The 13,003-nt window shown below is 28.0% G+C and carries 10 protein-coding genes and 2 pseudogenes; 3 read left to right on the top strand and 9 right to left on the bottom strand.

The window, feature by feature from the left end; all coding sequences use genetic code 11:
* Positions 1-83 precede the first annotated feature (83 nt).
* On the bottom strand, positions 84-2,033 hold the full coding sequence (locus Q0H31_RS04510; RefSeq protein ID WP_295296052.1) for a methyl-accepting chemotaxis protein: 1,950 nt from the start codon (positions 2,031-2,033) through the stop codon (positions 84-86).
* Between the two features lie 170 nt (positions 2,034-2,203).
* Entirely contained in the window at positions 2,204-2,749 is a 546-nt protein-coding gene (locus Q0H31_RS04505; RefSeq protein WP_295296051.1) for a phosphatase PAP2 family protein, read from the bottom strand.
* Between the two features lie 105 nt (positions 2,750-2,854).
* Between Q0H31_RS04505 and Q0H31_RS04500 the strand changes: the two genes are divergently transcribed.
* Positions 2,855-3,787 (top strand): carbohydrate kinase family protein, encoded by a 933-nt coding sequence (locus Q0H31_RS04500; RefSeq protein WP_295296050.1) that lies wholly within the window; start codon positions 2,855-2,857, stop codon positions 3,785-3,787.
* Positions 3,788-3,884: 97 nt separating this feature from the next.
* On the opposite strand, the gene Q0H31_RS04495 is transcribed toward Q0H31_RS04500, so the two are convergent.
* The gene (locus Q0H31_RS04495) at positions 3,885-4,226 is read right to left on the bottom strand and encodes a cytochrome C biogenesis protein (RefSeq protein ID WP_295296049.1); all 342 of its coding nucleotides are present in this window, start codon (positions 4,224-4,226) and stop codon (positions 3,885-3,887) included.
* A gap of 51 nt (positions 4,227-4,277) precedes the next feature.
* Positions 4,278-4,760, bottom strand: coding sequence for a GNAT family N-acetyltransferase (locus tag Q0H31_RS04490; RefSeq protein ID WP_295296048.1), 483 nt, complete (start codon positions 4,758-4,760; stop codon positions 4,278-4,280).
* 129 nt (positions 4,761-4,889) lie between these two features.
* Between Q0H31_RS04490 and Q0H31_RS04485 the strand changes: the two genes are divergently transcribed.
* Positions 4,890-6,230 (top strand): MATE family efflux transporter, encoded by a 1,341-nt coding sequence (locus tag Q0H31_RS04485; RefSeq protein WP_295296047.1) that lies wholly within the window; start codon positions 4,890-4,892, stop codon positions 6,228-6,230.
* A 352-nt stretch (positions 6,231-6,582) separates the two neighbouring features.
* Here the strand turns inward: Q0H31_RS04485 and Q0H31_RS04480 are convergent, their stop codons facing one another.
* The 5 genes and pseudogenes from Q0H31_RS04480 to Q0H31_RS04460 form a co-directional block, all read right to left on the bottom strand.
* Positions 6,583-7,098, bottom strand: a complete 516-nt coding sequence (locus Q0H31_RS04480) for a DJ-1/PfpI family protein (protein ID WP_295296046.1) — start codon at positions 7,096-7,098, stop codon at positions 6,583-6,585.
* 24 nt (positions 7,099-7,122) lie between these two features.
* Positions 7,123-8,616 (bottom strand): glycogen synthase GlgA, encoded by a 1,494-nt coding sequence (glgA, locus tag Q0H31_RS04475; RefSeq protein WP_295296045.1) that lies wholly within the window; start codon positions 8,614-8,616, stop codon positions 7,123-7,125.
* 83 nt (positions 8,617-8,699) lie between these two features.
* Complete coding sequence (locus tag Q0H31_RS04470; RefSeq protein WP_295296044.1) at positions 8,700-9,356, bottom strand: uracil-DNA glycosylase family protein; 657 nt, start codon at positions 9,354-9,356, stop codon at positions 8,700-8,702.
* A 3-nt stretch (positions 9,357-9,359) separates the two neighbouring features.
* On the bottom strand, positions 9,360-11,273 hold the full coding sequence (locus tag Q0H31_RS04465; protein WP_295296043.1) for a hypothetical protein: 1,914 nt from the start codon (positions 11,271-11,273) through the stop codon (positions 9,360-9,362).
* Positions 11,274-11,409: 136 nt separating this feature from the next.
* A pseudogene (locus Q0H31_RS04460) lies at positions 11,410-12,465 on the bottom strand (hypothetical protein); the annotation flags it as partial.
* 40 nt (positions 12,466-12,505) lie between these two features.
* On the opposite strand from Q0H31_RS04460, the pseudogene Q0H31_RS04455 reads away from it, so the two are divergent.
* Positions 12,506-13,003 (top strand): annotated as a pseudogene (locus Q0H31_RS04455) (IS1595 family transposase); the annotation flags it as partial.

The raw sequence follows: 13,003 nt of genomic DNA, 5'->3' as shown, positions 1-13,003 counted from the left end.
CTATGCTTTCTCTTGCATGTTTTTATTTTTTTACAAAGCCTATACGAAAAATAAAACTTTCTACAAAATATAGTTATATAATATTATTCTTCCTTTAACTTAAAATATTCTATAGCCTTTATCAAATCCTCTGCCTCATTAAGAAGCGACTGCGAAGCTGAAGTTGCCTCTTCTACTAATGCTGCATTTTGCTGAACAGAAGTATCCATTTGTGTAATCGCTATATTAACCTGACTTATTCCCTTTCCTTGCTCTTGAGCTGCTATATTAATTTTTTCCATTATAGCTGAAGCATCGTCCATCTTTTGAGATATATCATCAAACATCTCTTTAGACTCTTTTACACTTCTAGTAGCTAAATTAATTTTATTAGTGCTGTCTGTAATCAAATTCGTAATATTTTTTACAGACTCTTGAGCATTCTGTGCTAAGTTTCTCACTTCACTAGCAACAACAGCAAATCCCCTTCCCTGCTCTCCTGCCCTAGCTGCCTCTACAGAAGCATTCAAAGCAAGTATATTAGTTTGAAAAGCAATATCCTCTATTAGTTTAGTAATGTTTATAATCTTCTCGCTAGCCTCATAAACATCATTCATCTTCTCTACACTGTCTTCTACTATAACACCAGCTTTCATAAGAGAATCTTTAGCATCAGCAACCATTTGTGTGCTTCTTGCAACTCCCTCTGCAGATTCTTTTATAGCACTAGCCATCTCATTCATAGATGAAGCAGTCTCTTCCAAACTTGCAGCTTGAGATTCTGTTCTATGCGATAAATCTGTATTGCCTGATAATACCTGATTGGCTGCAGTTGATACCTGCTCTGCTGAGTTTCTTACGGTATGTACTACCTTATTAAAATTAAGCATAGCCTTGTCCCAGCCTCTTGCAATATCTCCCCATTCATCTTTTCTGTTTTCAAAGCCCTTAGGTATTTCTATAGTTAAATCTCCTGTAGACATTCCTACTATATCTTTTGCTAAAACACTAATTATACTAGAAACTGTTTTTCCTATAATATAAGGAACTATTAAAAATGCCAAAACAACTATAACTATAGAAATAATTATCATTATAGTTCTTATCTCATTTGAGTCTTTGAATATTACTCTATTTGGAGCTGTAATTTTTAACCCCCAATTTTTACCGGGAATAACATCAACAGGAGTAAATGAATAAGTATAATTTGCTTTTACTGTTTCGCTATAAGTTTGAAATATTACATTCTCACCTTTCATTACTCTATTAAACATATCAAATTTTTTATAATAAGGATATATTTCATCTAAAGTTTTGCCTATAAAATAATCTTTATCGCTGTCGTATAATATAAGTCCTGTATTATCAAAAAGAGTTGTAGTAGTGCCTTCAAAAAGTTTTATATTAGATAATAAATTATATAGAGATTCTACTGATACATCTATAGCAACAACGCCTATTACTCTATTGTCTGCCTTTATAGGTATAGACCAAATAAAATTCATAGATTTATTATTTGTAGAGGAAGTATAAATATCTGTTATATAATTTTCTTTGCTTGATACAGCAGATGTGTAATAATCACTTTGAAAAATAGTATTGTCTGAATGTCCTTCTATTAAGTTATCTCCATCTCTCGTTATATAATAATTAAATCTTCCATTAGCTTGCATATATTTTTCTGATGTTAAATAATTATTATCATCATTAAATATATTAGGCTCAAAAGCTATTAATAATTTATTTACTTCTTTTGGAAGAGTAGTGAAAAAATTATAAGCTGCTACCTCATAAAAATTTCTGTTTGATACGCCATCTTTATAAAAACCTGCTACAGTATTAGCAAACCCGACTGTAATATCTGCCTCATCATTAATAATAGATTTTAAACTCTCAACTTCCATAGCCGCACTTTGTTTTAATATTTGATATACAAACTCTTTACTCGCATTTCTCACATAAACAATATTTACTACATTGGCAAATACGAGCATTATAACCAATGGAATTAATATAGAAAAACTTATTTTTAATCGAAGACTTATTTTTTTCATAATATAAACCTCTTCTTAATAATAAATGGTATTAATAAATAATGTTAATAAATATTCTTTACAATTATTTTACTTTTTAAAAATATAAAATCAAGCATAAATTTTCAATTATTAAATTAAGATTTAAAAAAATATAAAAAATACACATTAAAATGAAAAATTATATAAAATTATGAAACAATAACTATCTTTTTATTTATAAATACATATACAACAAATGAAACAATAATTCCCACAAATGCCCCAAAAATAACATCACTCATATAATGAACCATCAAATAAACCCTTGAGAAACTTATAATCAAAGCAAGAACTACTGCTAAAAAACTATATAGTTTATTAAAGTAAAGAAATATAGGCAAGTAAACAGCAAAAGAAACTGTAGCATGCGAAGATGGGCAGGAGAATGATGTTTCAATATGACTTCCTACAGCGACCCAATAATCATAATACTCTGTAATAGGACGCTCTCTCGCTATTAAAGGTTTTAATATAACAGCAGTAATAATAAATGCTATAAAACAACTAACAGCCATATTTATTCCGCAAAGCCTTGTTTTTTTAAATATTAAAAAAGTTATTATAACAATAAATAAAAATAAAGCATCGCCCATATTTGTAACTAATGAAAAGAAATAATCCAAAAAATTAAAATTATTATGTAAACTGTGCACAAACTCTATTGCAGAACTGTCCAATCTATTTATTAAACTCATAAACTAAAACCCATAAATATTTATATCAAAAAAACATATAAAACATATTGTCAAATGATGTCTTTTAATATAACATAAAAAAATTAAAAAAGGAAAAAACAGTTTATGAATGAATATATAGTTTCTATAGGCGGCTCTAACATAGATATACAAAGCTTCTCTAAAGAAAATATTTTATTAAGAGAATCAAACCCTGCAAAAATAAATATATGTGCTGGAGGCGTTGAAAGAAATATTGTTCATAACCTATCAAACTTAGGGCTTCATAATATTAAGTTTATAACCTATATAGGAAATGATATATTCGGAGACATTCTTTTAAATAATATAAAATCTCTTAATGTAGATACTTCATACATTGTAAAAAAAGGCTCTTCCACAACATATATGGCTATAATGAATAATGATAAAGATATGTATTTAGCCGTTTCTGATATGGACGATTTAGACAAAAACATTACAATAGAATATTTAGAAACTATAAAAGACATAATAAAAAATGCAAAGTTCATTACAGTAGATGCCGTGATAAAAAGAGAGATTTTTGAATATTTAATAAAAAACTTTCCAGATAAAAAATTATTATGTGATGCTGTATCTGTAAAAAAAGCAGAGAATATAAAAGGATTAGAAAAAAATATATATGCTCTAAAGCTTAATTCAAATGAGGCTTCATTTCTTTTAGATAAAGATATTAGCACTATAGAAGAAGGCTTGGAGGCGGTGGAGAGATTTATAGATATAGGAGTATCAGAAATATACATTACGTTCGCAGAGAAAGGAATATGCTACGCCTCTACTAAAACAAAGCCCGCACATTTAAACGCACCTAAAGTAAACATTTTAAATGCTTCAGGGGCAGGGGATGCATTTATGGCTGGTATAATTTATTCTATATACAACAATTTTGATTTGGACTATAAAGTAAAATTTGCTGCAATCATGTCTATGCTCGCATTAGAAAGCGAAGAGACTGTGAGCAATAATATAAGTTTAGAAAATGTTAAGCAAAGATTAAATATAATCTATAATATTTAAATTTGATTAAATGAAAATTCAACATTAGGCTTAATTCAAAACTAAATTGTTATGATAAATTAAAAATATATATTTTTATTTAAAAACATTCCATTAATTAAAAATCTAAATTAAATCTGTCATTTATTAAAGGTATAATATTTATAACAGGCTCTTCATAAGGGTGTACTTCTTTTATTACTTTTACTGCATTTCCAATATTCTTTATATCTGCAGCAAACTCTATCTTGTCTTCATCAGCCTTTGACAATTTATTAATTTCTCCATCAAAAGGATTAGCATTTTTTAAAGGTCGCCAATAACCAGTTACTTTTGTTACAGACATTACATTATCATAATTGCCAACACCCAAAACTCCTATATTATTTAATGCCTCTCTTAATTTATCTCTATATTCTTCAGGTATATAAACTTCAATCTTTACTTTTTTAAAGTCCATTATATTCGCTCCTAATTTATATTAATTAAGTTAATTAAATCAATTATAAAATCACAAATCTATATAATAAAGAACTATATCCTCATACTCATTGTTTTTATTGAGATAGCCATTTTTAACTATGCCTATTTCATTAAACCCTATTTTTTTATATAGTCTATGAGCAGTTTCATTAGATAATACAACAGCATTAAACTGAAGTATCTTATAACCCAATTGAGCCCCTCGTATAATAGAATCTCTCACCAAAGCCTCCCCTACACCTTTACCTCTAATATTTTTATCTACCGCATAAGAAGCATTGCATATATGTCCGCATCTTCCTATATTATTAGGGTGAAGTATATAAACCCCATAAACTTTTTCATCTTCTATTGATAAGCCGGTATAATCCTGAGAAGAAAAATATTTATCTGCTTCTTCAATATCTTTTAAAACATCTATTTGCGGAAAATAAACTCCATCTTCTATAATATTATTCCATATCTCCATAGACTCTTTAACATATTTCTTATTATATTTTACTATTTCCATAATTAAATTCCTTTATACTATTATATATTATCAATTTATATTATGCTATTGACAAATAATTAAAAATACTTACAATTGGTCTGAAAACGTACTTATAATATTTTTATTTAAAACTAAATAGGCTACAAAATGGAACTTAATGATAAAACTTTAATAGAAAATAGCAGTATAAAACTATTTTTTAAATTTGCTATACCAAGCATTTTGGGTATGATTATGGGAAGTGCCGCAGTATTTGTTGACGGTTTTTTTGTGGCACATTTTATCTCTGCTAATGCATTCACTGCAATTAATATAGTTTGGCCAATTACTGCTTTATCATTTGGTATTTATGTAATGCTTACAATAGGCTCTATTGCACTCGCTGGCAAATGCATAGGAGAAAACAATATAAGAAGAGCCAATTTAATATTTACTCAAACTTTAATTGTAGTTCTCACAATAGCAACTTTACCACTTATAATAGCATATATATTTAGAACTAATTTACTTCCATTATTTGGTGCTCACGGAGAGATATATGAACTATCATTAGATTATATTGAAGGAGTATTATTTGCCACATTTTTTTGGGGCATTGCTTATGTGCTTAGTCAATTCGTAAGGCTTAATGGTTCTCCGAAATTTGCTTCTTTAATGTTTATAATATCTTCTATAGCAAATATGATATTAGACCCTATTTTTATTGTAGTTTTTAAGCTTGGAATATCTGGAGCTGCTTGGGCTACTGCTATATCTCAAATGATTGCATTTATTATGGGGCTATTATATTTCTTTAAGCCAAACTGCAAATTAAAAATCATAAAAGTCTATGGAGGCTGGATTTACATATTAAAAGCATCATTCAATGGATTTTCAGAGTTTTTAAGTAATTTATCATCAGGGCTTATACCTTGGCTATTTAATATTACAGCATATAAAATTTCTGGCAATAACGGCATACTTGTTTATTCCGTTGCTAATTATGCCATAATGTTTTTTATAATGCTTGCATATTCTATTGGTGAAGCATTAGAGCCATTAGTAAGTGTTTCATATGGGGCTAAAAATAAAAACAGAATGAAAGATTTTTTAAAAATATCAATATTCTTAATTTCTATTATATCAATATTAATATCAATTATATTATTAATAAACCCAAGTTCACTAGTAAAAATGCTTTTACAAGATGTTGATTTAAAAACATTTGAAGATGCTAATTTTTTTGTAAGAGCATCAATACCCACTTTTATAGGTGTAGGAATAAATATTATAATGAGTGCCTACTACACATCTGTACAAAAGGCAGGAGCTTCAGCAATAGTAGCCGCATTAAGAAGCACAATACTTCCAATAGCTTTAGTATTAACTTTACCTAACATAATAGGATTTTTTGGTTTAATTTTAGTTCTTCCTATAAGCGAAGTAGCAACCTTAATTGTTTCTGTGATGCTATACAAAAATAGAAAGCCAGATATTTTAATTAGTTAGATGAAATAATATTTAAAAACTCTTTTAAACTATAAAAAATATTATTTATTTAAAATAAACTGAGAATTTTTAAATTTATCAAAATTTAGTTTTTAATTTTAAATATTTGCAGGGCTTTGCCCCGCACCCCACTTCTTTTGCTGCCGCAAAGAAGCAAAAAGGCTGCATTAAAAAACTAGCTTTTAAGCATATCCAAAAGTACAAATATTATTTCATATTAGTACATATTCCAACATATAGAGTGCACTTTTTGCAACTTTGACGAAGTTCGCAAAGCGAAGGCGGGAAAAAGTTGAAGAAAAATAACTTTTATAAAAAATATAGTTTTATATCTATATGCTACAAAACAAATTCATACTGCTTCTAAAGCATTAAGTAAAACATTGCCAAACTCTTTTGCAGATTGCGGTCCATTAGCTGTTATTATATTTCCAGATACTACAACATTCTCTTCCAAAATATTAGCATTATTATGCCTTACAGGAGATTCATTTTCTTTTAAACAAGTAACATTAATATTTTCTAATATACCTGCATTAGCCATTATAACAACCCCGCTCCCAATACCAGCTACTATTTTTCCATTGTCAAGAAATAACTTAGCAAGCCCCTGTGTACGCCAATCGTCCCAAAGCTTTATAGAACCAACTCCTCCAACAAAAACTATAGCATCAAAATCATCTGTACTCACTTCACTAAATAAAAGCTCTGTATTAACAGTACTACCCAATTTTCCATGTGCTTCGCCTATTATACTAGAAGCTAATTTTATACTATATCCTTTAGATTCTAAAATCTTTTTACTTTCAAAAAACTCCTCATCTTGAAAATTTTCATTTGCAACCACATATACTACACTTTTAGACATTTTTTAAACATTCTCCTTTTGTTATTATAGTCCGCAATTTTTATCATAGTTTTTCTTGTTTTCTATAGCAATTTTATATGCTTTTATGTATTCCTTAGCACTTTTCTCCCAAGAATTATCTATCTTCATTACACGTTTTTGCATAGCTTCAAATTTATCTCTATGATCATAATAAACACTAATAGCCCAGCCAATAGTATTATATAAAGCAGAATTATTAGAATCATAAAACTTAAATCCGGAACCCTCACCTGTAGCTTCATTATAATTTTCAACAGTATCTTCAAGACCTCCTGTAGCATGCACTATAGGTATAGTTCCATATCTTAAAGAATACATCTGATTAAGTCCGCAAGGCTCAAACAAAGAAGGCATCACAAACATATCAGCTCCCGCCTCTATTAAATGTGATAATTCATTGCTATAACCAATATAAGAGCCTATCCTGCCGGGATATCTCTTAGGTAAATCACCAAAGAAGCTTTCAAAACCTTTATCACCCGTACCAAGTATACAAAATTGAAACTTCATATTAGCCATCAAAGGTTCAATAACAGAAGCAAGTAAATGATACCCCTTCTGATCAACAAACCTTCCTATAGCACCAATTAAAGCTACATCATCATTCTCTTCGAGTAAAAATCTCTTTTGCAATTCTCTCTTACATATTTTTTTGCCCTTCATATCTTTAGAAGAGAAATGTGCCGCTATCATAGTATCTTTTTCTGGTGACCAAACATCTTCATCTATTCCATTTAATATGCCAAAGAAACTTGTTGTTTTATTATTTAAATAAGGTGCTATACCATGACCGCCATAAGGAGAAGCTATTTCTCTTGCATAAGTTGGACTTACTGTTGTAACCAAATCAGAGAAAAATATTCCGCCCTTTAGTAAATTTATATTGCCATGGTCTTCAAAAGTATCTGGACTAAAATTATTCCAACCCAAACCCAAATAATTATAAGTGCTTGCTGCATTATAAATACCTTGATAGTTCGCATTATGTATAGTAAGAACACTCGCTGCTTTACCTACTTCATCATTCCAGTGCCAAGTTTTTATATATGCCGGTATTGCTGCAGTTTGCCAATCATTAGCATGAATTATATCTGGTTTTAAATTCAAATCTTTACATAATTGAAGCACTGCTCTTGAAAAAAATCCGAACCTCCAAGCATTATCCTGATAGTCATTAAAAGCATTGTCATGATAAAGACCTTCTCTGCTGAAGAAATGATGATGCTCTATAAAATAAAAATCTATGCCATTATATACAGTCTTAAAAACACTGCACCACTCTTCACCTGTACCCATCCATACCCCCATAGTAGGAAGCACATTTTCTAAATAACAGCCCTTAAAATCAATGTCTCTGTATTTTGGAATAACAACAGAAACCTCTACATCTAGTTTTTTTAAATATATTGGTAAAGATCCAGCAACATCTGCTAGTCCTCCTGTCTTTATAAAAGGAACAGCCTCTGATGAAGCCATAACTACTCTCATTTTTGACATATTAAAAACTCCTAAATATGTAAATATATTTTAAATATACTACTTTATAAAAAAACTTCAAGCAAAAATAATAATATATTTTTTTAGCTATTTAAATAATGTTTAAATAGTAATTGCTTTGTAGAATAAAGGCTCACTCCCTTAATAGGGCTAATTTTTAAAGTAATAGTTGCTATTTTTATTTTTTTGTCTTCTATAACAATATATCTCTCACGAACAGAATTAATTATTTCTTCTGATAAATCAAAAATATTTTTCTCTTCGCTTTCAATTAAACTATACTCTACATTATTATTCTTTAATATTTTAAAAAAATTATTCTCTGTAAATCTGCTTGTAAAAATTATGAGCTTTATATTTTTTATAATCTCAACAATTAAATTATTATATTCTACTATAATCAAATCAGTATCTTTAGAGCTATTTTTATCTTTTCTTTTGCATTTATGAAACACATCTGCTATAGCTATTCTTTTATCATAAAAAAGCTTTTTCTTTAATTCTTTAGAAACTAAAAAATCTTTATTATCAATATTAAAACTATAAGCAATTAATTTCCAAAACTCACTTTTTTTACTCGAATAATACCATGCATTATTTTTCTCTTCATCATCAAGCAAATTAAATTTTTCTTCTTGCGTATACAACGGCACAGGAAAACTTCCAAGTATAAGTGTATTGCCATCATCAAAAAAGAAATTTGTATCACTAAAAAGATGTGTTTCTATATTATTTTCCATAAATTATTCTAATATTTTAAGCATCTCAGATTCTATTGCTTTAATATCTCCTTTTTTATCTTGAATAGATTTTATCTCTGCCCTTCTTTGCTCCAATAATTCTTCCTGACCTTGTTTATCTAAAGCAGCCTTTTTAGCGAAATATGCATCGCTTATAAATCTGTCAGCCATTCTCAAAGTTCTGTCGGACACTATTGCTTTGTCTGATGCATTTTCTGCTTTAGACATGTCAAAGCTCGCATCAGTTTTTAAAGCTCCTTCAGGTACTCCATTAACTATACTTCCTTTCCATTCTAATTTAGGCTGATAACTATATGTAATATAATCAAAATAATCTGCATTCTTTATTTCATTATCATCAATGAATATATCAAGTGCTTTATTATAACTTGTATCTAATAAAAACATTTTATTTTTACCGTCTTCAGTATATATTTTTTGAATACATTCTAAATCTTGAAAATCTTTATTATTAATAAGCTCCCCTATTTCTGAATCAAAATCTATTTCCAAATTCTCTTTCAAAAGTAAAGTAAAATTCACTGTACCGCCTCTTCCTCCGCCATAATCATAATCCCCTGAAAGCATTAATTCTTCTTTGCCGTCATTATTGATGTCGCATAAAAAGAAAGATGGATATACACGCCAACCCATTGTTTCATCTATATACTCCAAATATTTTTCTTCATCAAATTTACCGAAACTTATAAATTTAGAACCTTTAGTATAATCTTTCAAATCATTTGTAGAAATTGAATTGATTTCAGCATATTCTACATTATTTATATCTCCAAGTCTAAAATTATAAGTTTTTGTCTCTTCAAATGAAGCATATATATGATTATTCATAAACTCAGGATTATAATAATGCATATTTACTCTTGATTCAATTAAAAATGTATTTTTCTTAAACTCAAGAAAACTAAGATTATTCCATCCATCATAATACTCCATCAAATCAATTCCGTAATAATTTTTAAAATACTCTGAATCCTCAAAATATAATTTATCATTGCTAAGTCTATTTGTAACATAGGTTTTTAAATATTTATTTATTATATTTGTATTAACTATTTCTGGTACTATCATTACTGAAGCTACATGAGCTGTACCTTCTTCTACAACTGAAGTTAAAGAATAATTATTTTCATTAAATAAATCTATATATCCAGTATTTTTTAAAATATATCTAGAGAAACCATTGTTATAAGCATCAGCAACTAATTTTTCTGCCCTTAAAGAATCTGGAGCCTCTATTATATAATCAATTAATTTCATTTTACCACTATAAGCATTATCATCATCATACTTTGATATCATCATAGATATATTAGTGCCGCCTGATTTTTTCCATTCTGTTAAATACTTTTTTTCTTCTTCAAAATAGTAAAGCGAATCACAAGCAAAATGAGATAAGAACAAAGCTAAATAAACATCAGAATCTTTTTTATTTAATTTTAATAACTCCTCTCTTGCTTTTTTTAATGCTAAATTCTGCTCTACATATAGATATTCATCAGCATAATAATCTGTCAAATCTTCATTATATCTATCCCAACTTGAGAATGTTTCACTAAATGAATCATAATTAACATTTGATATAAACTCTATAGAATATTTTTTTCTTTCATTATCATTTGCAAATTTCCTATTAAGAAAATCAAAATTCCTTTTTGCATACCCATTATTTTGTCTTGCATTTTTAAGCTCTTCATCAAATTTAGTTTTATCTACTCTAACACCTTTATAAACATATTTCATATCAAAGAATTCTTTTTGATTATCTGTTTGTTTACTTTGATTAACAGATGGAGCAGTTTTTTGTTCATTAGTATTTTGTGACGTTTGATTTGCTTCTTTGTTACCACCACAGGAAATTATTGTTAAAGCAAGTATTGTAATAATAATATTTTTCATATTTTAACCTCAGTATGTATTATAGTTTTTTATAATAAAAGAAAATTAACAAAATTTCAATTATAAAATATTTTAAGAATAAAAAAGTGCATACATATAAAAAATATGCATGCACTTTTATTGAAACTATTAAAAATTATTGTATACCCAAAATCTTAAACATTTCTGCTTCTATTGCTTTAATGTCACCTTTTGCTTCCTGAATAGCTTTTATTTCTGCTCTTCTTTGTTCTAACAATTCTTCCTGACCTTGTTTATCTAAAGTAGCCTTTTTAGCAAAATACGCATCGCTTATAAGTTTATCAGCTACTCTCAAAGTTCTGTCGGACACTATTGCTTTGTCTGATGCATTATCTGCTTTAGACATATCAAAGCTGGCATCAGTTTTTAAAGCTCCTTCAGGTACTCCATTAAGTATGCTTCCTTTCCATTCCAATTTAGGTTGATAAGTATATGTAATATAATCAAAATAATCTGCATTCTTTATTTCATTATTATCAACGAATATATCACATGCTTCATTATTAATAGTATCCAATAAAAGCATTTTATTTTTGCCATTTTCTATGTATATTTTTTGACTACATTCCAAAGATTGAAAATCCGGATTATTAATAAGCTGTCCTGTTTCTGAATCAAAATCTATTTCCAAATTATCTTTTAAAAGTAAAGTATAATGTGCTATAGCACCTCTTCCTGCAGAACTTGTATATTCGCCTGAAAGCATTAATTCTTCTTTGCCGTCATTATTGATATCACATAAGAAGAAAGATATGCTATGTAAAGGATAGTACATGTTTTCAGCTATATAAGATGAATATTGTTTTATATCAAAGTTGCCTGAATCTATAAATTTAGAGCCTTTAGTATAATCTTTCAAATCATTTGTAGAAATTGAATTAATTTCAGCATATTCTACTTTATCTATATCTCCAAGTCTGAAATTATAATTTTTTATTTCTTTAAATGAAGCATATAAATTATCTTTTATGAACTCAGGATTATAATAATGCATATTTACTAATCCGTCCATAGTGCTTTCAATTAAAAATGTATTCTTTTTAAACTCAAGTAAATTAAGGTTATTCCAACCGTCATAACAATAAACAGCATTAATATTGTAATAATTTTGATAATATTCTAAATAGTCTTGTGTATCATCATTAGATAATCTATTATTTATATAAGTTTTGGGGCTGTCCTAGATAACTTAAATTTGTTAAAATTTAAGTATGAAACGTAGTAAATTAAGTAAAGATAAACAATTAAAATTAATAGAGCATTTTGTAGCAGGAACTACAGCAAGGACTGCCTCTGCTCTTATTGGAATTAATCGTAAAACAGCAATATTATATTATCATCATTTACGAGAATTAATATTTGAATATGAGAAAGAAAAAGAAGAAGAAATTTTCAATGGAGAAATAGAAGTTGATGAGAGTTATTTTGGCGGTAAAAGAAAAGGAAAAAGAGGAAGAGGAGCTTGCATATAAAATACCAGTGTTTGGTTTGTTAAAAAGAGGCGGAAAAGTATATGTAAAAATGATAAATAATACTAAAATAAGCACTTTAATGCCTATTATTAGGCAAAAAGTACAGCCTGATAGTATAGTTTATTCAGATTATTATCATAGTTATGATGTATTAGATGTTTCTGAATTTAAGCACTTTAGAATTAATCATAGTGAAAAGTTCGCTGAAGAAAAGAACCATATTAATGGTATAGAGAA

Source organism: uncultured Brachyspira sp. (assembly GCF_934747485.1).
Taxonomy (GTDB): Bacteria; Spirochaetota; Brachyspiria; order Brachyspirales; family Brachyspiraceae; genus Brachyspira.
Note: the sequence above shows the minus strand (reverse complement) of the source record. Positions and strands in the feature narration are given on the sequence as shown.

Bases quoted from the DNA above. Each gene is read 5' to 3' on its own strand.
- Q0H31_RS04510 (WP_295296052.1), bottom strand. From the start codon at position 2,033: ATGAAAAAAATAAGTCTTCGATTAAAAATAAGTTTTTCTATATTAATT.
- Q0H31_RS04505 (WP_295296051.1), bottom strand. From the start codon at position 2,749: ATGAGTTTAATAAATAGATTGGACAGTTCTGCAATAGAGTTTGTGCAC.
- Q0H31_RS04500 (WP_295296050.1), top strand. From the start codon at position 2,855: ATGAATGAATATATAGTTTCTATAGGCGGCTCTAACATAGATATACAA.
- Q0H31_RS04495 (WP_295296049.1), bottom strand. From the start codon at position 4,226: ATGGACTTTAAAAAAGTAAAGATTGAAGTTTATATACCTGAAGAATAT.
- Q0H31_RS04490 (WP_295296048.1), bottom strand. From the start codon at position 4,760: ATGGAAATAGTAAAATATAATAAGAAATATGTTAAAGAGTCTATGGAG.
- Q0H31_RS04485 (WP_295296047.1), top strand. From the start codon at position 4,890: ATGGAACTTAATGATAAAACTTTAATAGAAAATAGCAGTATAAAACTA.
- Q0H31_RS04480 (WP_295296046.1), bottom strand. From the start codon at position 7,098: ATGTCTAAAAGTGTAGTATATGTGGTTGCAAATGAAAATTTTCAAGAT.
- glgA (WP_295296045.1), bottom strand. From the start codon at position 8,616: ATGTCAAAAATGAGAGTAGTTATGGCTTCATCAGAGGCTGTTCCTTTT.
- Q0H31_RS04470 (WP_295296044.1), bottom strand. From the start codon at position 9,356: ATGGAAAATAATATAGAAACACATCTTTTTAGTGATACAAATTTCTTT.
- Q0H31_RS04465 (WP_295296043.1), bottom strand. From the start codon at position 11,273: ATGAAAAATATTATTATTACAATACTTGCTTTAACAATAATTTCCTGT.